This window comes from Acinetobacter larvae, from assembly GCF_001704115.1.
GTDB lineage: Bacteria > Pseudomonadota > Gammaproteobacteria > Pseudomonadales > Moraxellaceae > Acinetobacter > Acinetobacter larvae.
This window is the reverse complement of sequence record NZ_CP016895.1, coordinates 2,320,775-2,340,229: the sequence shown is the minus strand read 5'-3', so window position 1 is coordinate 2,340,229 and position 19,455 is coordinate 2,320,775. Positions and strand designations below refer to the sequence as shown.

The 19,455-nt window shown below is 41.6% G+C and carries 16 protein-coding genes; 6 read left to right on the top strand and 10 right to left on the bottom strand.

Annotation, left to right across the window (positions count from 1 at the left end):
* The first annotated feature begins 123 nt into the window (after nt 1-123).
* Entirely contained in the window at nt 124-1,839 is a 1,716-nt protein-coding gene (locus BFG52_RS10505) for an AAA family ATPase (RefSeq protein WP_067555775.1), read from the top strand.
* A gap of 102 nt (nt 1,840-1,941) precedes the next feature.
* On the opposite strand, the gene BFG52_RS10500 is transcribed toward BFG52_RS10505, so the two are convergent.
* Together BFG52_RS10500 and BFG52_RS10495 are read right to left on the bottom strand one after the other, a co-directional pair.
* Entirely contained in the window at nt 1,942-2,250 is a 309-nt protein-coding gene (locus BFG52_RS10500) for a Rieske (2Fe-2S) protein (RefSeq protein ID WP_169817581.1), read from the bottom strand.
* Between the two features lie 11 nt (nt 2,251-2,261).
* Nucleotides 2,262-3,272, bottom strand: a complete 1,011-nt coding sequence (locus tag BFG52_RS10495) for an adenosine kinase (RefSeq protein WP_067555769.1) — start codon at nt 3,270-3,272, stop codon at nt 2,262-2,264.
* 234 nt (nt 3,273-3,506) lie between these two features.
* Here BFG52_RS10495 and BFG52_RS10490 point away from each other — a divergent pair, with 234 nt between their 5' ends.
* A complete protein-coding gene (locus tag BFG52_RS10490; protein WP_067555766.1) occupies nt 3,507-6,446 on the top strand; it encodes an insulinase family protein in 2,940 nt (979 codons plus the stop codon).
* A gap of 19 nt (nt 6,447-6,465) precedes the next feature.
* A complete protein-coding gene (locus tag BFG52_RS10485) occupies nt 6,466-7,665 on the top strand; it encodes a phospholipase A (RefSeq protein WP_067555763.1) in 1,200 nt (399 codons plus the stop codon).
* A 112-nt stretch (nt 7,666-7,777) separates the two neighbouring features.
* Here BFG52_RS10485 and BFG52_RS10480 read toward each other — a convergent pair whose 3' ends face one another.
* The 3 genes from BFG52_RS10480 to BFG52_RS10470 all read right to left on the bottom strand — a co-directional run bounded on the left by BFG52_RS10480 (nt 7,778) and on the right by BFG52_RS10470 (nt 11,384).
* Nucleotides 7,778-9,124, bottom strand: a complete 1,347-nt coding sequence (locus tag BFG52_RS10480) for a TrkH family potassium uptake protein (protein WP_067555761.1) — start codon at nt 9,122-9,124, stop codon at nt 7,778-7,780.
* A 1-nt stretch (nt 9,125) separates the two neighbouring features.
* A complete protein-coding gene (locus BFG52_RS10475; protein ID WP_067555758.1) occupies nt 9,126-9,782 on the bottom strand; it encodes a potassium channel family protein in 657 nt (218 codons plus the stop codon).
* A gap of 273 nt (nt 9,783-10,055) precedes the next feature.
* Entirely contained in the window at nt 10,056-11,384 is a 1,329-nt protein-coding gene (locus BFG52_RS10470; protein ID WP_067555755.1) for a metal-dependent hydrolase family protein, read from the bottom strand.
* A gap of 350 nt (nt 11,385-11,734) precedes the next feature.
* On the opposite strand from BFG52_RS10470, the gene BFG52_RS10465 reads away from it, so the two are divergent.
* The gene (locus tag BFG52_RS10465) at nt 11,735-12,190 is read left to right on the top strand and encodes a hypothetical protein (protein WP_067555752.1); all 456 of its coding nucleotides are present in this window, start codon (nt 11,735-11,737) and stop codon (nt 12,188-12,190) included.
* 31 nt (nt 12,191-12,221) lie between these two features.
* Here BFG52_RS10465 and BFG52_RS10460 read toward each other — a convergent pair whose 3' ends face one another.
* The 4 genes from BFG52_RS10460 to BFG52_RS10445 form a co-directional block, all read right to left on the bottom strand.
* Nucleotides 12,222-13,322, bottom strand: a complete 1,101-nt coding sequence (locus tag BFG52_RS10460; RefSeq protein WP_067555749.1) for a YheT family hydrolase — start codon at nt 13,320-13,322, stop codon at nt 12,222-12,224.
* 160 nt (nt 13,323-13,482) lie between these two features.
* Nucleotides 13,483-14,481 (bottom strand): helix-turn-helix transcriptional regulator, encoded by a 999-nt coding sequence (locus tag BFG52_RS10455; protein WP_067555746.1) that lies wholly within the window; start codon nt 14,479-14,481, stop codon nt 13,483-13,485.
* Between the two features lie 293 nt (nt 14,482-14,774).
* The gene (gene alr / locus BFG52_RS10450; protein WP_067555743.1) at nt 14,775-15,851 is read right to left on the bottom strand and encodes an alanine racemase; all 1,077 of its coding nucleotides are present in this window, start codon (nt 15,849-15,851) and stop codon (nt 14,775-14,777) included.
* 319 nt (nt 15,852-16,170) lie between these two features.
* A complete protein-coding gene (locus tag BFG52_RS10445; RefSeq protein WP_067555740.1) occupies nt 16,171-16,806 on the bottom strand; it encodes an alpha/beta hydrolase in 636 nt (211 codons plus the stop codon).
* A gap of 123 nt (nt 16,807-16,929) precedes the next feature.
* On the opposite strand from BFG52_RS10445, the gene yaaA reads away from it, so the two are divergent.
* Nucleotides 16,930-17,709: a peroxide stress protein YaaA gene (gene yaaA, locus BFG52_RS10440; RefSeq protein WP_067555737.1), complete on the top strand. Its 780-nt coding sequence runs from the start codon at nt 16,930-16,932 to the stop codon at nt 17,707-17,709.
* 164 nt (nt 17,710-17,873) lie between these two features.
* Here the strand turns inward: yaaA and trmB are convergent, their stop codons facing one another.
* Complete coding sequence (gene trmB, locus BFG52_RS10435) at nt 17,874-18,590, bottom strand: tRNA (guanosine(46)-N7)-methyltransferase TrmB (protein ID WP_067555734.1); 717 nt, start codon at nt 18,588-18,590, stop codon at nt 17,874-17,876.
* 174 nt (nt 18,591-18,764) lie between these two features.
* Here trmB and BFG52_RS10430 point away from each other — a divergent pair, with 174 nt between their 5' ends.
* Nucleotides 18,765-19,334: a hypothetical protein gene (locus BFG52_RS10430; RefSeq protein WP_157758100.1), complete on the top strand. Its 570-nt coding sequence runs from the start codon at nt 18,765-18,767 to the stop codon at nt 19,332-19,334.
* Nucleotides 19,335-19,455: the final 121 nt, after the last annotated feature.

Here is a 19,455-nt window from a genome sequence, read left to right as displayed (position 1 = left end):
TGGCAGTGGAATCACGATAATTCTATTCATTTGCGTGGGATTGGGCGGTTAAATAATTTTTTGGCTTAACTTTTAGGATAAAAATCGTTAGGCTATAAGCCCTCTGAATAATCTAGTTGATGTATGAAACAAGAAACTGCACTAAAGTTGATGAAAGCGGGTGAAAATATCTTTTTAACAGGGTCGGCTGGTGCAGGCAAAACCTATACCTTAAATCAATACATCAACTATCTTAAAGTTCGTAAAGTTCCTGTGGCGATTACTGCATCAACTGGGATTGCTGCCACGCATATGAATGGTATGACCATTCATACTTGGGCGGGTATTGGCATCAAAGACAGTCTCAGTGATGATGACCTGAAAAGAATGAAAGAGCGCAAATATCTAAAAGATCATTTGCAAAATGCGCAAGTGTTGATTATTGATGAAATATCGATGCTACACGCCAAACAACTCAATTTGGTCAATCAAGTCCTGAAGTATTTTAAAGAATCTGATGATGCTTTTGGTGGTATACAGGTGATTGCTGCCGGCGATTTTTTTCAGCTTCCTCCAGTGGGGAAAAATGATGAACAAAATCGTGATAAATTTTGTTTTATGTCCAATGCTTGGGTCGAGGCAAAATTTCGGGTCTGTTATTTGACCGAGCAACATCGTCAAGATGATTCTGCCTTAAACGATATTTTAAATGCGATTCGTGCACAGCATTTATTGCCAGAACATATTGCGGCATTACAAAGCACTCAACAACAAGATATAGGCAGTAACTTTACCCGTTTATATACCCATAATTTAGATGTAGACCAAATTAATGCCAAGCACCTCAATGCAATTGCTGGCGAACAACATCAGTTTAATGCCGTGTTAGATGGTAATGACAAATTAGTCGAAACTTTAAAATCTTCCGTACGTGCGCCCGAAGCATTACTGTTGAAGAAACATGCCAAAGTCATGTTTGTAAAAAATAACTTTGACTTGGGGTATATCAATGGCAGCTTGGGGGAAGTGATTGCTTTTGAGGAGGATGATAGTTTTGGTATTTTACCAAAAGTTCGCTTGAGTGATGGGAGCGAGTTATTGGTTGAACCTGAAACTTGGTCTGTCGATAACGACGCTGGCAAAACTTTGGCCAGTTTACAGCAAGTACCTTTGCGTTTGGCATGGGCGATTACAGTACATAAATCGCAAGGGATGACCTTGGAAGCGGCTGAAATTAATCTCAGCCAGACCTTTGAAATGGGGCAGGGATATGTTGCCTTATCTCGCTTAAAATCTTTACAGGGTTTACGATTACTGGGTTTTAATCAACAAGCTTTGGCTTTGGATCGCTTAGCACTCAAAGCAGATCATCGTTTTCAGGAATTATCGGCAGAAGCAGAACAGCATTTTGCGGAACAAGATTTAACTACACAGCATGATGCGTTTATTCGGCATTGTGGTGGTACTTTAAATAGCACTGAAATTAGCCGTAATGAAAAGAAATTATCTCGTCAAGGCAATAAAGCCAATTATGCAACAGCAACTCTGGATGAAACACGGGCTTTATTTGAAGCGGGTTATGATATTCAAGATATCGCCACAGAGCGTGGTTTAACCCCAGCAACGATTATTAATCACTTGGGACGCTTGCACCGTGAACAAAGTTTAGATATTACGGTCGCAAGCCCGGGGGATGAAATTGTGGAGCAAGTGCGTAAAATTTATAAGCGTTTATTAAAACGTGATGATCCAGCACATTTTAATGAAGATGGTAGTATTAAGTTGCGCCCAATTGTAGAGATGACTCAGCCTAAAATGGCCTATGATCAAGTACGTTTAGCACTATTATTTGTAGAATAAGTGCATGGGTATTTGTAGAATAAGCGCATGGAGAAAATCAGTAGATGCGTTGAGCAAGCCAATGGTTTTAAGCTGGCTCAACGTACGCTATTAAGGCGGTGGCTAGGCTTTTAAATAAATCCCGCCATCAGAATGGATTTCAATCGCGACTGCGGTCAAGGATTCACCCTGACAAGGACCGCTAATACACTCGCCATCTTCCACATTAAATAATGCACCGTGGGTTGAGCATTCGATAAACTCACCGTCCTGATCTAGAAATTGGTTTTCCAAGAATTCAAGCTCAGTTTGCAAGTGCGGGCATAGGTTGAGGTAAGCATAAAATTGCCCATCGCGCTGGGTAATAAAAATGATTTCACCTGATTCTAGATCAAAAGCACGCGCTTCACGTTCTGGAATATCATCGGTCATACAAATTTTAGTCATGCTTGGGCCTTTTCTTGCTGAAACTGTTGCAGCAAATGTCGATACTGTTGCAAGGTCAAACGTGGACCAAATTGGGCGACTACTTCACTAGAGACCAACACTGCAAATGCGGTTGCACGTTGTAGTGACATGCGCTGTTGTAGTGCATAGAGCATCGCACCAGAGAAAGCATCTCCCGCACCTGTGGTATCAACGGCATGGACAGGTCGACCAGCAACCTTGAATTGTTGTTTGTGATCTGCAACCATAGCACCATCGGCACCTAGAGTAATCACCACTTGCTGGGCAAGATGCAATAGTTTTTGCATTGCTTGCTCAAGGTCTGCGCTTTGGGTATACATTAACGCTTCTTGTGCATTACAGAAGATTAAGTCGACACCATCACCCAGCAGCTCATCTAAGCCTTCGCGGGCATATTGCACCATCGCTGGATCAGATAAAGACAAGGCAATTTTAACTTGATGTTCACGCGCAATTTTTCTTGCCGCAACCACAGCGATTCGAGCAGCTGGACTACTCGATAAATAACCCTCGATATACATCCATTGGGCGGATTGTAAGGCATTAAAATCGATTTGTTCCGCACTTAATTCTGCAGAAGTACCTAAATATGTGTGCATGGTCCGTTCAGAATCTGGGCTGATCATCACCAAACAGCTTCCAGTTGTACCTTGGCTGATGGATTGGTTTGAACACAGAACCTTGGCTTCATTTAGACCTTGTAGGTATTGTTGTCCAAAGACATCATCACCAACACGACAAGCATAGAAGGCTTGACCACCCATTGCAGCAAAAGCAACAACACTATTGGCAGCAGAACCACCAGCAGCCTGACAACGAAAGTTTTGACTGGCTGTCAAATTTTCATAGAGGCGACTTTGTGCTGCGGCATCACCGAGCTGCATGGTGCCTTTCTGCAAGGCATGTTGTTGTAGAAAGTCATCACTGATACTAAACTCTTGATCAACCAGGGCATTTCCGATCGAAAAAAGATCAATTGCGTGCATAGGCTTCGTCACTTTTATCATAAATGCCGCAAAGTTTACCTGATAATGCCTGACTTCTGTAGTGACTTGAACAGAATTCAGTTTGGGGTGGCTATTGGCGCTTTTGAGCGCGGCATGTTGTCATTTTAACCAGCATAAGCCTAGATCAAAACAAACTCATGCACGAAGGATGAATTGCATTGCAAAGTATAGGTATAATGCGCTGAGTCTAATGAATTATTTTAAGGAGAACACATGACGGTCGATGTCACTGGAACTATATCACAAACAACTCATCCCGCGTTTCAGTTGGTTCGTCAACACCATGTTGAAGCCTTAGATATCTTAGTGTCTGAATATCAACACAAAGTCACTGGCGCAATCCACTATCATCTGGCGACAGAACATGATGAAAATGTGTTTTTACTGGCATTTAGAACACAACCCATGGACTCCAAAGGCGAGGCGCATATTTTAGAGCACACCGCACTTTGCGGTTCTGAAAAATTTCCAGTACGCGATCCATTCTTTTTGATGATTCGTCGTTCTCTCAATACCTTTATGAATGCCTTTACTGCAGCGGATTGGACAGCCTATCCCTTTGCTACACAAAATAAAAAAGATTTCCAAAACTTATTGGAAGTGTATTTAGATGCCGCTTTTGCAGCCAATTTAAACCCTTTGGATTTTGCGCAAGAGGGGATTCGTGTCGAACTAGAAGAGGGCAAACCTGTCTATAAAGGTGTGGTCTTCAATGAAATGAAAGGTGCCATGAGTGCACCGAATGATCAGCTCTATCACCAATTGGCACATCATTTATTTCCTAAAACCACCTATCACTATAACTCTGGTGGCGATCCCAAAGATATTCCAGATCTCAGTTATGAGGAATTACTGGCATTTTATAAATCACATTATCATCCAAGTAATGCGATTTTCATGACCTTTGGTAATCAGACTGCCTATGATTTACAGCAACAATTTGAAGACTTGGCACTGGCAAAGTTTGATCGAGGCGAAACCCTTTATTCTGTTGCAGAACAACGTCTTACTGCACCTATTCGTGTGACTGAAGCTTATGCTGTCGATGCAGATGACCTCAAAGATAAAACCTATCATGTGATTGCTTGGTTATTACCAGAGTCCAGTGATATTAAACTACGTTTAGGGATGCGCTTGGTCGAAGGCATCTTATTAGAAAATTCTGCATCAGCACTGCGTCATCGTTTAGAAACCTGTGATTATGCACAATCGACAGGTCCATTGATGGGGGTTGATGACTCTAACTTTGAAATGACTTTCTTTTGTGGTGTACAAGGCTCTAATCCTGAACATGCTGAACGTTTTGAACAAGATGTGCTTGAGGTTTTACAACAGGTTGCCTCTAAGCCAGTCGACACTGCATTGGTTGAAGCCATTTTACATCAGATTGAATTACATCAACGTGAAATCAGTGGTGATGGTACGCCTTATGGCTTAACCCTGATTTTAAATGCGCTGAGCAGTGTGATTCATCACAGCGATCCTGTACAAGTCTGGGATGTCGATGCGGCGATTGCCTTGGTTAAACAAGAACTGCAAGATCCAATGTGGTTACCGAACCTGATTCAAACGCACTTATTGGATAATCCACACCGTGTGCATATGACCTTGCTACCCGATGCAGATAAAACCCGTCGTGATGCAGAGGCAGAACAAGCCCGTCTAGATCAATTGGCTGCGCGTTTAACTGAGCAAGATAAAGCCGAAATCGAACAACAGCGCTTGGCACTGCAACAACGTCAGGAAACTGAGGATGATCTTAATTTATTACCCAAAGTCGGCTTAGATGATATTCCCGCTGAGTTGCATATCGCTCAAGGTGAATTACGTGAGATTATCTGTAACCAAGTGGATACACCATTAAATCTTTACCATGCTGGTACCAATGGTTTGTACTATCAACAGGTTTTGATTGAAATTCCAGAAGCAGTGTTGCAGTCCCCTTATTTTAATTTACTCTCGATCTTGGTGGGTGAAGTTGGTGCAGGAGAATATGACTATTTGACCTTGCAACAATTACAAACTGCTGTCAGTGGTGGTTTGGGCATGGGGGCATCTCTACGTAGTCACATCAATGACAAACACAAAATTAGTGCTTGGTTAAGCCTAACCACCAAGTCTTTGTCAGATAAACATGATGCCATAGCTTTATTGAAACTAGCATTTGAGCAACTACGCTTTGATGAGAAAGATCGTATTTTAGAACTGCTACAGCAACGGAAAACCCGTTGGGCCGCGCGTCTTTCTGGTTCAGGGCATAGTTATGCCATGCAAGCCGCATCACGTAATATGTCTGCTTTAGCCGAACGGGATTATTTTAATACGGGTCTGGGTGCTTTAAATTGGTTGGCACAATTGATTCAACGTATTGAAACAGATGAACAAGCTTATCAAGACTTCATTGCTGAGTTACAAGCGATTCATCAAACATTATTGCGTGCACCGAAGCAGTTTTTATTGGTTTGTGAAGAGCAACAAGCCGATGTCTTGATTGAACAGATTCAAGTTGTTTGGGACAAACTTGCGCTTGGCGCTGCGCCTCAGGCTTTGCAAACAGTCCCGCGTCAGCACAGTACCGCAGATGTGGCATGGTTGATCCAATCCAATGTGCAGTTTTGTGCAATGGCATATCCAGCAGTAATACCAACACACCCTGATGCAGCAGCTTTAATGGTTTTAGCGGCTTATTTACGTAATGGTTATTTGCATAGCGCTATTCGTGAGAAAGGCGGTGCTTATGGTGGCGGGGCAAGCTATGACGGTAATGCCTGTGCCTTCCGCTTCTTTAGTTATCGAGATCCAAGGCTTGAACAAACTTTTAATGATTTTGAAGCCAGTATTCAATGGTTGCTCAATACCCCACAACAAGCACACCAGTTAGAAGAGGCGATTTTAGGTCTGGTGTCGAGTATGGATAAACCTGGTTCACCGGCAGGTGAAGCAATTAGTGCATGTTATGCATTATTACATGGTCGAGATGTGAACTACCGCAAAACATTGCGCAAGCGTTTGCTTGCCGTTACGCTAGATGATATAAAGCGGGTTGCTCTACAGTATTTAATCGATCAGAATGCGGTAAAAGCTGTGGTTGCGCCATTTGCGAAACAACAAACATTACAGCAATTAGGTTTTGAAATTCAACAGATACAATAAATGATGGGGTGGGGAAAATATGCCGTTAGCGATATTTCAGCGTACGACATTGCAACTGAGTATGCTCGCTTTGTGGGCTTGTACAGCAGCAGTTCATGCAGAAAATGTAAATATTGAATCTGATACACCGCACAATACGTCGTACAATAGCACGATTAGCCCTACACCCAGTACACCACAAGCATGTGCGGCATTGGAGTCCAATGCCGAGCGCTTGAATTGTTATGATTTATTGTTTCAACATCCTGAACAGCCACAGGTTTTAGTTTCTGAGCGGCAAGCGGCGAAAGAAATTGCCAAGGACATTGCCGCGCCAACTGAAAGTCATGGTGTGAAGGATAATGTCCGTCAAGTGATCGGTAGTTTATTTGCGGTTGAAGGTCCTGCATTTGACAATACCACGTCATTATTAGACAGCCGTTGGGAGCTCTCTCCAGATAGTAAATTGGGTACATGGAATCTACGTTCTTATCAACCGGTTTATTTATTGCCTTTATTTTGGACCAGTTCTAAAAATACCACACCATACAGTCCTAACCCAGATAATCGGGTTCCAGTCGAGGATGCACAGATTTTAGATTCGATGGAATCTAAGTTTCAGTTATCCTTAAAAACCAAAGCATTGGAAAATATTTTTGGTGACAATGGCGACTTGTGGTTGGGGTATACACAGTCCTCTCGTTGGCAAGTATACAATTCTGAAGATTCGCGTCCTTTTCGTGAAACCAATTATGAACCCGAAGCCAGTTTAATGTTCCGAACCAATTATGAGGTTTTGGGGTTAAATGGTCGTTTATTGGGGCTAAGCTTAAATCACCAATCTAATGGGCGTGCCGATCCTTTATCACGCAGTTGGAATCGGGTGATGTTGAATATCGGTTTGGAGCGTGAAAACTTCGCCATTATGTTTAGACCATGGTATCGCGTTGAAGAAAAAGCCAAAGATGATAATAACCCTGATATTAAAAACTATATCGGGCGCGGTGATGTAACGGCATTTTATCGTTGGAATGAGCATGATTTTAGTTTGATGCTTAGACATTCTTTGCGTACAGGAAGTCGCTCACATGGCGCAGCACAATTTGATTGGTCTTTCCCTATCAGTGGACGTTTACGTGGACACTTACAGTTATTTGATGGTTATGGCGAAAGCATGATCGATTATAACCACCGTGCTTTTTATGCCGGTTTGGGTGTTTCTTTAATGAACTGGTTTTAAGTGTTAATGATGTGCTGACGTTGATGCGTTGGCGAATGCTTAAATATTTTAAAATAGCGCTGTTGCGCATTTGCTGGCAACAGCGCTATTTTCAGTTTAACTGTAAAGTTTTTTAACCGACTTGGATTTCAGTATTGGGATGGCGCAAACGGCTTTTCTTCGGGGTTGCAATTAAATAGGCGAGGGTTAATGGTCCCAAACGTCCTGCAAACATAAGTAAGGACAAGACGATTAAACTCCCATAGTGTAAATCGCCCGTAATACCACGTGATAAACCCACTGTACACGCTGCGGAAATGGTTTCAAATAATAAATCTAAAAAATGTTGTTTAGGTTCTAAGATCAATAAGCAAAATAAACCACTGACAATGAGTAAACAACTGATACAGACCACTGCCAATGCCTTAAACATGGTTTGCTGTGGAATAGCGTGTTGAAATACACACAGTTCATCTGAGCGCCTTAAAAAATTAATCACAGTTAAAATAAGGATAATAAAGGTTCCGACTTTAATTCCACCCGCAGTACTTAGTGATCCCCCACCAATAAACATCAGTAGCATGGTAATAAAACTAGAGGCTTGGCTCAGACTACCGACATCTAGACTATTAAAGCCAGAAGAACGTGGTACAGTGGCATGGAACCAAGCATTTAAAGCTTGATCTCCAATAGACATTGGTGCCAAAGTCGCTGGGTTATTGGCTTCTAAGAGCCAAATAAAAATAAAGGCAAATAGGTTTAAACCAGCAATGGTGGTTAAAATTAATTTACTATTGGGACTCAATTTAGACCATTTTCGTTTACGTTTAATGTCCATCAAGACTAAAAAACCAACTCCACCAATGATGTACAGCATACTGATGGTGAGCGTTACCATATATTGTCCAGAAAAGCTCATTAGACTATTCGGGAATAGCGAAAAACCACCGTTATTGAACGCTGAAATACTATAAAAGGCAGCATAAAATAAAGCATGCTGAAAATCATAATGCTGCATCCAAGCAATGGTCAGTATAAAAGTACCTAATAATTCAAAAAAGAGTGAATATAAAAACACGCCTTTTACGGTTGAGGCAACATTATATAAACTGGTTTGACCAATGGTTTCTTGTGCCATGATTTGTTGTTTTAGTCCCAGTTTGGGAGATAAACTCATGACTGCTAAAATCGCAAAAGTCATAAAACCTAAACCACCACACTGTAGTAAGAGCATAATCACTACTTTGCCAAAAACAGTATAGGCTTCACCGACATTAACCACAGATAATCCTGTGATGGTCACAGCAGATGTCGCGGTAAAAAATGCATGAATCCATCTTAATTCGCCGTGATGGGCAAAGGGTAGTTTGAGCAACAGTGTGCCTAAAATAATGAAACTCAAAAAACCCAAAGCCAGTAAGCTTGGTGGGCTTAAGTTAATACGCTTGCGTTTTCGATCAATAATCTTTTGCTGAATCATGTTATAAGAATCGCGTTGATAATCGTTTTAGCACATCAATATGCCCTTCGATGACTAGAATATCGTGGGGTTGTAATATTGTGCCCGGCACAATGTCATAAATAACGTGTGAGCCACGTTGTAATAACAGACATTTAAAATCAGACTCGCTGGCATTTTCTAATAAGCTTTGGTATTGCGCCCCAGCCAGTTTCTCTGCAATTTCTACTTTGACGATATAACGGTTGTCATTGAGTGCCATATAACGCCGTACCATCGGATAACTCAAGGATTGTGCAACGCGGATACCCATATCTTCTTCAGGGTGAATAATCGTATCTATGCCCAAATGACTTAAAATCATATGGTGTGATTGCGACTTGGCTTTAACCAAAATTTTTTCAATCCCCATGTTCTTTAAATTTAATACGCATAAAATACTGGCTTCAAGATCTTCGCCAATTGCAACGACAACAGCATCGCAGTTTTGAATATTGAGTTCTTTCAGTACATGTTCATCGGTTGCATCAGCAATGACTGCGTGGGTAATTTGATCGGCAATGTTCTCGACATTTTTCTTCGTGCTATCTATACCAATCACATCATGGTGTAAGTTACTGAGTTCAGAGGCGACGGTGGCACCAAAGCTGCCTAAACCAATCACTGCAAATTGCGCCATATTTGATGATTTCCATTTGAGCCTGAAAATAAAACAGACATGTGATCTGTCTGTGCAATTTGCCTTATCATACCTGTTTGTTCAAGTCTTGAAGAGAGTATTTTATTTATATCAAACTTATATGAGTTTTTACTGTGGTGCTTGGTCATATTGTTTGCTTGTGCGATGGATTTAATTTTATCTGCTCAGTGCCCATAAAAAAATTCTGCACAAGGCAGAATTTTTGCGATTGAACAATGGGCTATGGCGATGATGAAAACGAGATGCCAGCCCTCAAGGCGCTTGCAAAAGGTTCTTATAGATCACGCCATCTTTCATAATGACGACAAAATTTTGCTGAGGATTAGCAATTAATTGTATATTTTCAATTGGATTGCCGTCGACCAATAAGATGTCGGCGAAAGCACCTTCTTCGATTACACCGATTTTTCCGGGGTAGGGGTTGCGTTCACCAGAAAGCTGTAATAATTCAGCATTATCATGGGTTGCCATGCGTAGCACCGCAGCCGGTTGATACCAACGTGTCATGGTAGCCAATAATGCACCTTGGTTTTTGGTTGCTGCAGGATTAAATAAAATATCCGTTCCCCAGGCGACCTTCAGCTTATATTTTTGGGCTAAGGCAAAGGATTTATCGGTACCGGCTTGTACCATTTTTTGTTTTTCACGATTGGCACCTGTTTGTGGGTTAGCAAATTCGTTATCAATAAAAGCTTGTGAGCTTAGCCAAGCACCTTTTTCAGCCATCATTTTGGCGGTTGTTTCATCCATCAGTTGACCATGCTCAATAACTTGAACACCTGCCTTTAAAGCCGTTTGAATAGATTGTGGCGTATATGCATGTACTGAAACATAAGTACCCCAATTTTTTGCAGCACTCACAGCCGCTTTAAATTCAGCTTCGGTATATTGCGCCACATCAATTGGATCATAATTGGAGGATACGCCACCACCTGCTGCCAATTTTAATTGTGTTGCGCCTAACATTAATTGTTCACGACTTCGTTTTAATACTTCTACTTCACCATCTGCAATAATACCGCCACCCACTGCTTCACCACGGCTTAAACCACTGCCTTGCGCGGCGGGCACATCATAGGGCATACGGAAATCTGCATGACCACCAGATTGAGAAATAATGGCACCCGATGGCCAAATACGAGGGCCATTGACGATTTTATTGTCGATGGCACGTTTTAATGCAAATACTGGTCCACCTAAATCACGAACGCTGGTAAAACCACGCATCAGTGTATTATTGGCTTCTTGTGCGGCGAGGAAATTGATATCAGCCACTTCTGCCATCATCATTTTATTGGCAGGTAGCGCAGCCAACATTGCATGCCAATGCGCGTCAATTAATCCGGGCATTAAGGTTTTATTTTGACCGTCAATAATATAAACCCCATGAAGCGGAACATGAATTTGCGTACCAATTTTGCGAATAATATTTGCTTCAACCAAGACATTGACTGGCTGACTGAGCTGTTTGGATTTTCCATCAAAAACGCGAACATTTTTAAAGAGAACGCTATTATGTTGCGCTGGGGTAGGATTTGAACTGGCAGGAATTACGGCACTATAAGTCGTTACCGAGACCAATGTAGTTAAAAAAAAATTGCTGGTGTACTGATCACCTTAGCAAATGTAGTGTTGATTAATTTCATTCAATTGATTTCCTACAAAATGAGCGAATCAAATTTTTATCATCTCAGGGCTGATGAATTGTGCATCTTTCAATAATCAATAGGCGCTTTCAATACGTTGATTATTTTATTACATCGGCTGGTTTATTGCGTTACTTAGTTATAGCATAAATTGCGATATTAGATTTATAGAAATCTATGCTTTTCTACAGGAGAGGCAGTGCTGTGGTAAGCGCAGTGATAAAATCAGGCATGAAGATCCGTTAGTAGACCAGTTAAATCATAGTCTAAACGTTGGAGAACAGTATGTTAAAACTGCTACAAGGCAGTATATTCATCAGTAGTGTGGTGATGGTACAAGCGTGTATTCCTCATTATAAAATGATTCGACCAGCATTACAGGTCACGGTAAAAGATAGCCAAGGTCAAGTTATTGAGCAGGCTAAAGTTGTATTGGTCACTCAACAACGACCTGCATTTGTTGGTTTAAAATATGATTTACAAATGAGTAATCAGCAGGGCATAGCACATTTTGTAAAACGTTCTGCATGGCATAATGACATAATGTTTTTACATGGCGTACAGTATTATAGTTGGTGGCTTTGTGTGAGCAAAAATGGTTATCAAACGCAGAGATATATTTCACTCAATGCCGAACAGATTAAAAAATCCAACCGAGTGGTATTTTTACCAGCGATAACTGATTCAACACAAGATCGCGATCAGGACTGCACATCTACAGCAGATGCATCTCACGAATAGGATATGATCCAGTTTAATGCTATGTTGCACGCTACTGATTTTTCTGCGCTTCAATTAAGAAGAAATCTGCAGCTAAGCGAGATGCCCAAGATCGTGTTTGCCAGAAACCTTCATAGAAGCCGCAATGGCTGCCTTTGGGCGTCGTGACTACGGCAATATTTGGCATGTTTTCCACGACTGCTTTATAGGGTTCAAAATTGGCAATATGACAAATAGGATCATCCTCTGCATTTAAAACCAATAATGGGGTTGTGATATTCTGCAAGACATAAATTGGGTTGGTGGCTTGGTTATAGCTGTCATAATCTGGATAGCCCGCCATTTCATAATATGCTTGTTCAAACTCATATAATGTTTTGCTGGCTGTGACGCGTTGTAAAGTAGCCGTGTTTTGCCATGTTTGCCGATAAGGATAAATAAATTTTTTAAATAATTTTTGTGTCATGACTTTGCTATAGAGTGGATGCACATTCCGAAAACCCAGTTCGGTATTATAACCAGGGCACAGGGCAAAGGCTGCTTTAAGCGGGGTTTTTTCTGCCTCCTCACCTAAATAACGTACCAATAAACCAGTACCTGCAGAAGACCCCATGGCATATAAGTCAGATTCTGGATAACGCTTTTGTATATATGCCAGTTGCTCACGTAAATCAGCAGTAGAACCAAATAAATTAATCTTGGCGACAGGCATGGGCAAACCGGCATGCCCACGTCTTAAGCATAATGCAATTCTCCAGCCTGTATATTGATGTAAATCACGTGCTAACTCGCGCATACTTTCAGGCGTACCAGTAATGGTATGTAAAATTAAAATCGTAGGAGTTTGTGCAGGTAAATCTTTGCCTAACCAGACGATTGCAGTCATACCACCATCTTGCATAGTTAAATGATCGATGCGGTCATAAGATAGCCGAATACGTCGTTTTTTAATAAGGTCAAAATAGAGTAAGTGAGCATGTCGATTAGATAGCCAAAGGGTTGGACGGTATTTTTGTTGTAGTTGCGACAGTTTATCTAAGGTATTTTCAAGTTTACCTTGAGGTTGAAAATAGAGTTTAGGCTTTTCATTCGCGGCGATATGATCGAGCTGCTGTACAATCTGCTGGCTGATTTTATTCAATAAGTTTTTCAAGTGCAGCACTCCTTATTTAGCATCAATTATATTGCTATTTATCGTTATATGAGAAGAATATCAGATTTTGAGTGGTGTGATCATATTTTAGGTGACAAATACGGCAGTGCAAATATGCCCCGCCGTGTTGTCGAGAGATTAGAGATCCTAGCCCGTGTGCTTAGTGTTCAATTTCATATACCGCATTAAAGACTTCGACAGGTTCAATACGAATCAATTTTTTACCAAAACTTCTGAGCCACCAAACCAGCTGTGAGGTAAAAGGAACACGTGCACTCACTTGGTAAAGATCATGATTGAGTTGTTCAATACGTTGTTCATGACTGAGCTGGCTTTCGGTAAAGTATTGTGCATCGGCTTCATGCATCACCAGTTTTAAATCAATCAAATCTGTTGGGCGGTTAAAGTCGACTCGGAAGCCCAGCGCACCTGATTCGATATAGGCATCAATATCAAAATTGACGGGATGTAATGCACGTTGCTCCAGCACTTGCGCTGATTTAAACCGATGTAGTGCAAAGGTTTGTACGTCAGATTTATCATGGCGTGTACACACCAAATAAATAATGGCACCTTTTTGTACCAAAGCGAGAGGATTAAGCGTATAGCTGCGTTCTTCAGCTTGTAATGAACGGGCACGATAGACACATTCAAGTTGTTTATCTTGTAGTAAGCCTTCGTAAATCGCTTGTTGTGCGGCACGATCTACTGTCGGTGGAATGAGCGGTTGGGTTGCAGGAACAATGCGTACCCGGTTAACCCATTGTCGTACATTATTATGATTAGACAAACTACGACGTGCCAGATCAAACCATGGATTCATTTCTTCAATCAGGCTGGGGGGGAGCAAATGCTTTAAATGCTCTTCAACCATCATAAAGGTGACCGCTTGTGAGCTGGTCATATGCGGGAGGCTTTGAATCGGGGCATCGGCACGCCAGCGCCAGCCTTGCGGAATGGTTTTATTACTCTCGATGGGAAAGCGTTGTGAGAGTTGGTTTAAATCACGTTGAATGGTTCGAATACTAATCTCGATGCCTTCACGTAATAAGGTCGCATGTAGCTCACGTGTCCCTGTCCATTTACCGATAGTCAGTTGAGATAAAATTTGCCATTGACGGTACAAACTGTTGGAAGTTTCTTTTTCGAGTGAGGACATAGTGATCGCTATAGCAAGTAAAAATTAATCAAAGAAAAGCTAGACCTAATCGGACACCATAAAAAAAAATTGTCGATTTATCAAGTAGGGCGTAGTAAACAGTGCTAAAACGAACGGGCAAGTCACGTAGAATTTTGTGTTATAAGACAATTAATTTTTAAAATACTTTGACGCGCTATGATTGATTGCTCGATGACCGAGCAGTGGATTCAAGCGAGCATTGCACAGCGTGATGTCTGACAATGCTCTAGCTATCCAGCTTAATTTATCAAGTTTATTGACGCTGGTTTAAATTAGTTTTGATCGATGATGCGTTTCGGACGTTGTGATAATCGACAGAGTAATTCATAACCGATGGTACCATTGCTACGTGCCACATCATCTACTCGGCGTTGTTTCCCCCAGAGTTCAACTTTTTCACCCAGTTGTATATCTAACCCAGTCACATCAATGGCCATCATATCCATAGAGACACGACCGACCAGTGGGCGCTGTATGCCTGCGACAAAAACACTATTCGGTTCTAGATAAGCGCGTGGGTAGCCATCACCATAGCCGATACTCACCACGGCAATGTCCATTGCATCCGTTGCTTGGAATGTTGAACCATAGCCGACACATTCACCAGCCTGAATGTGATTGAGTGCCATAATCGCTGCTTCGAAGGTCATGACCGGTTGTAAATCGAGTTGTTGCACATCACGGTCAGCAAATGGGCTGGCACCATAGAGCATAATCCCCGGGCGTACATAGTCAAAATGCAGCTCAGGCCAACGATAAATCGCTGCCGAGTTACAACAAGAGGCGAGGATGGGGGCGCAAGCTTGCTTGACGGCTAAGAATTGTTTAATTTGTTGATCATTTAAGGCATGGTCAGCATCGGCATTGGCAAAATGCATGGCCAAAACACATTCAAAGCCAGCGGATTTCAGCTGTTGAATGACATCGATAATTTCAGCAACTTTAAAACCTAAACGGTTCATACCGCTATTGAGTTTGACCCAAACTTTTAGCTGTTTGGCATTATAGGCTTGCTGATGTGCCATTAACCAGTCAACTTGCTGTTGCTGATGCACTACAACTTCTAAGTTGTGTGCAATCGCAAGGTCCATTTCGACCGCACTAAAAACCCCTTCAATGAGTGTAATGGGTTTTTCGCAGCCAAGTTCTCGCAGTTGCAGTGCTTCTTGCATACAGGCCACGCCAAAAGCATCGCTTTGCGCAAGCGCATCAAGACAGTTTTCAACCCCATGCCCATAGGCATTGGCTTTCACCATACTGACAATCTTAGACTTTGGGGCAAGTTGTTTGACGCGGTTAAGATTATATTGAAGGGCTTTGCGATCAATATACACTGTAGCTTGGCGCACCGAATAAACTCCTATGTGCGAAGGATCGCTGAGTAAAGTTTGCATCCCGCAAATCCGTACAGCATGGTCGATGCTTGTATTGGTTGTGGTTCACAATAACGGCTCAGCATCTTTCTATTATTCATCAATGTGAGGCACTGCAGATGCACACCCACAGCGGGTGTAAACAGCAGCATAATGGCTTTATTGTATGCCTTTATCAAACAAATTAAAATTAACTAAACTCAGTCTTTTTGCATGATTTTCCAGATAAAATCCTGTCAAAACGCTTTAATATATTCTTTTTACCTATTTGTATGGATTCGTGCGAGATCATCATCTAATGGTTGATCTTTAAATAACGCCGAATGGTCAGACCCAATGCTTTCAGGTAGCCGGTAAAATAATGGTTTGCACCGGGCAAGACCATGACGGGATGGCGTTTAGTTTGTGCCCAATCGAAAACATCCTGCAAGGGCGTAATTTGATCTTTTTCGCCGTGTATCAATAATAAATCACCATCGATGATGGGCGTGTCATAACGGCGTAGCCCCGCCACTTCACCCGCTGGTAAGCCACATAAAATCAATTGTTTGGGTCTTTGTTCTAAACTGAGAGCGGCATAACATTTGGCAATGACGTGCGCACCAAAACTAAAGCCCGCAGCATAAAACTGTAGCGTGGGGTGTTTTAAGCGCAGCTGTTGAATCAAATATAAAATATCCTCTGTTTCCCCAAAACCTTCATCATGTACACCTTGGCTGTGCCCTAAACCACGAAAATAAGGGCGATAGACTATACAGCCTTGTTCTACCAAAAGCTGCATCAGTAGGGTGGGGACTTTATGTTGCGGCGTGCCGCCAATTAAGGGGTGGGGATGGCACACAATGGCAAAGGCTGTGGCGGCTTGTGTTGGATAATCAACCAAGAGTTCCATCTGACCGGCAGGACCAGCCATTAAAATCTGTTCAGTCATATGAAAATAAAGCACCAGCGCAAAACAAAGAGGCGTTATTATACTGCACATGTAAACATGAATTGGCAATAAATCATGTGGCTGCTATAGTTTAAGCTCAACCATAACGATGATTGGATTATTATGCTGGCTTTAATTTCTCCTGCCAAAACATTAGATTATGAATCGGCTTTGCCAACGGATGCCTATAGCAAACCACGTTTATTGGAACATTCTGCGCAGCTTATTGCTGAGGCAAAGCAGTTATCGGCAAGTCAAATTGCCCAACTGATGAAAGTAAGTGAAAAAATTGCCCAGCTTAATGTAGAACGTTTTCGGGATTGGCAAAGCGATTATGATTTTAGTCATGCTGCACGTCAGGCGATTTTTGCCTTTAAAGGGGATGTCTATACGGGTTTAAATGCTTATGCGCTCGATGCTCAGCAGTTGGACTATGCGCAAACGCATTTACGGATGTTATCTGGTTTATATGGTCTATTAAGACCTTTCGATTTAATGTTGCCTTATCGTTTGGAAATGGGGACCAAGCTGGAAAATCCACGTGGTCATAATTTATATGAATTCTGGGGTGATCGTATTACCCAATTGATCAATCAGGACTTGGTCGATAGCTGTAGTACAAGCCTAATTAACTTGGCATCCGATGAATATTATAAAGTGGTACAAGCTCAAAAGATTGATGCAGATATTATTAAGCCAGTATTTTTAGATCAGAAAAATGGGCAATATAAAGTGATTAGCTTTTATGCCAAAAAAGCCCGTGGCTTAATGGCGCGTTTTATGATTGAACAACAAGCTGACGATGTTAATGTGCTGAAAGATTTTAATCTTGAAGGCTATTATTATGATGCAGACAGCTCGAATGCGCATGAATGGGTATTTAAACGAGATGAGCAACAATAAAAATCCAAGCCCAAAACCGGCTTAAGATCACTCGCTTGGAAACTCAAATAAAAGTCCAATAAAAGCCCAATAAAAGTCAAATAAAAATCAAATAAAAGAAGGCATGGTCTTGCAATGACCATGCCTTCTTTTTGCAACGATATATTTGTCCAATAAATAACAGCTTAGCCAATCTTTTTAAAGATAAAGTCGCTGATTTGATGCCCTTCTTCTAGACCACGGCGTTCAAATTTAGTTTGTGGTCGCCAGTCTGGGCGCGGATAACGTTGACCTTTACCCGCAAGGTTTTCCAATTGTGGGCGGTTATCCAGTACATCCAGCATCCATTGCGCATAGGGCTCCCAGTCTGTTGCAGCATGGAAAGTTCCACCACAGACCAGCTTTTGTTCAACCAGTTGCATGCGTTCATGTATAACAAAACGTCGTTTGAAGTGGCGTTTCTTTTGCCAAGGATCTGGGAAATAAAGTTGTATACAGTCTATGCTTTGATCGGGCATTTCTTTGAGCACTTGAATGGCATCTGCATCTAACACGCGTAGATTGTCTAAACCCGCCATACCTGCCTCATAAACACATTGTGCAATACCCGGAACATGTACTTCGATACCGACAAAATTACGTTCTGGATTGGCTTTGGCCATGAGGACCAACGAGCGACCCATACCAAAACCGATTTCCACTGTTAATGGACGCTCTGGATGGGGGAAATGTTGACGTAAATCACCGACTGGATATTCTAAGATTAAATGCGAATATTGTTCTAGTGCAGTCCGTTGGGAGGTATTGAGTGGCGAAGAACGACGCATAAAAGTCACGATTTCGCGTTGTTCTGCGAGGTGCTCTAATTCGATAGGCTGCGCTTCAGGATGATCAATCGACATAAACTTATTTTAACAACAGTGGCAAAGCGGCTATTTTAATTCTTTGCTCTAAGATGTCAAACAACGATGAAGATATCATCGTTTGTGTATTTTTAGACAGATCATTGCATGAAAAAATAAATAAGTTGATATACCATAAATAAAATTTACAGTATGGATGATATTGAATTGAAGATGACAGTGTTAGGAAAGGCATTGCAAAATACATCGCCAAAGACATTACAGAAACTTGCCTTATCTGCGCTGATGAGCCTAGGTGTATCGACAGGATTATGGGCGAAAAATCCTCCTGTAGACCAGCCAGTGGTGAGGTTTTCAGATTTTAGTACCGAGGATCAAGCTTTAATCAAGGCGGCACGAGCAAGTATTCAATCACGCCAACCCAATGATCTTATTCATCAAAGCGGTCATTTTGCGGTAGTTCTAGATGATGTGCAAAAGCAAACTTATACGCTCAAGTACACGGTATTGTTAGACCCTATTGTCGATATTGCACTGTCTAAACACGAGTTGATCAATGATGTTAAATTTGTCACAGCTTTGATTTATTTAGATTTGCAGCAATACTATCACAGCTATCAACCCAGTGATGTGATGGTGCTGCAACAGGGTTTAAAGCTGAGTTATCAAGTACGTTATCAATATCAAGATGCGCAAGGGAACACGCAGGTTGGATTTAAGGAAACTGATCTGCTGTTAAGCGCAGATGGAAAATATTATCCAGTAACTGACGCAAATCAATAAAATGCCATAAAGTACTGGGTACGGCTATTGAATATTTTGATAATATCTCCATATAAAACACCAAGCAGATTTCTGTAACATTAGATCAAAGCGCGCAGGATGTGCTGGATTGTTGACAGAA

What these genes read in the sequence shown, in the direction of transcription:
- BFG52_RS10505 (WP_067555775.1), top strand. Translation starts at nt 124, where the DNA reads ATGAAACAAGAAACTGCACTAAAGTTGATGAAAGCGGGTGAAAATATC.
- BFG52_RS10500 (WP_169817581.1), bottom strand. Translation starts at nt 2,250, where the DNA reads ATGACCGATGATATTCCAGAACGTGAAGCGCGTGCTTTTGATCTAGAA.
- BFG52_RS10495 (WP_067555769.1), bottom strand. Translation starts at nt 3,272, where the DNA reads ATGCACGCAATTGATCTTTTTTCGATCGGAAATGCCCTGGTTGATCAA.
- BFG52_RS10490 (WP_067555766.1), top strand. Translation starts at nt 3,507, where the DNA reads ATGACGGTCGATGTCACTGGAACTATATCACAAACAACTCATCCCGCG.
- BFG52_RS10485 (WP_067555763.1), top strand. Translation starts at nt 6,466, where the DNA reads ATGCCGTTAGCGATATTTCAGCGTACGACATTGCAACTGAGTATGCTC.
- BFG52_RS10480 (WP_067555761.1), bottom strand. Translation starts at nt 9,124, where the DNA reads ATGATTCAGCAAAAGATTATTGATCGAAAACGCAAGCGTATTAACTTA.
- BFG52_RS10475 (WP_067555758.1), bottom strand. Translation starts at nt 9,782, where the DNA reads ATGGCGCAATTTGCAGTGATTGGTTTAGGCAGCTTTGGTGCCACCGTC.
- BFG52_RS10465 (WP_067555752.1), top strand. Translation starts at nt 11,735, where the DNA reads ATGTTAAAACTGCTACAAGGCAGTATATTCATCAGTAGTGTGGTGATG.
- BFG52_RS10455 (WP_067555746.1), bottom strand. Translation starts at nt 14,481, where the DNA reads ATGTCCTCACTCGAAAAAGAAACTTCCAACAGTTTGTACCGTCAATGG.
- BFG52_RS10445 (WP_067555740.1), bottom strand. Translation starts at nt 16,806, where the DNA reads ATGACTGAACAGATTTTAATGGCTGGTCCTGCCGGTCAGATGGAACTC.
- yaaA (WP_067555737.1), top strand. Translation starts at nt 16,930, where the DNA reads ATGCTGGCTTTAATTTCTCCTGCCAAAACATTAGATTATGAATCGGCT.
- trmB (WP_067555734.1), bottom strand. Translation starts at nt 18,590, where the DNA reads ATGTCGATTGATCATCCTGAAGCGCAGCCTATCGAATTAGAGCACCTC.
- BFG52_RS10430 (WP_157758100.1), top strand. Translation starts at nt 18,765, where the DNA reads ATGACAGTGTTAGGAAAGGCATTGCAAAATACATCGCCAAAGACATTA.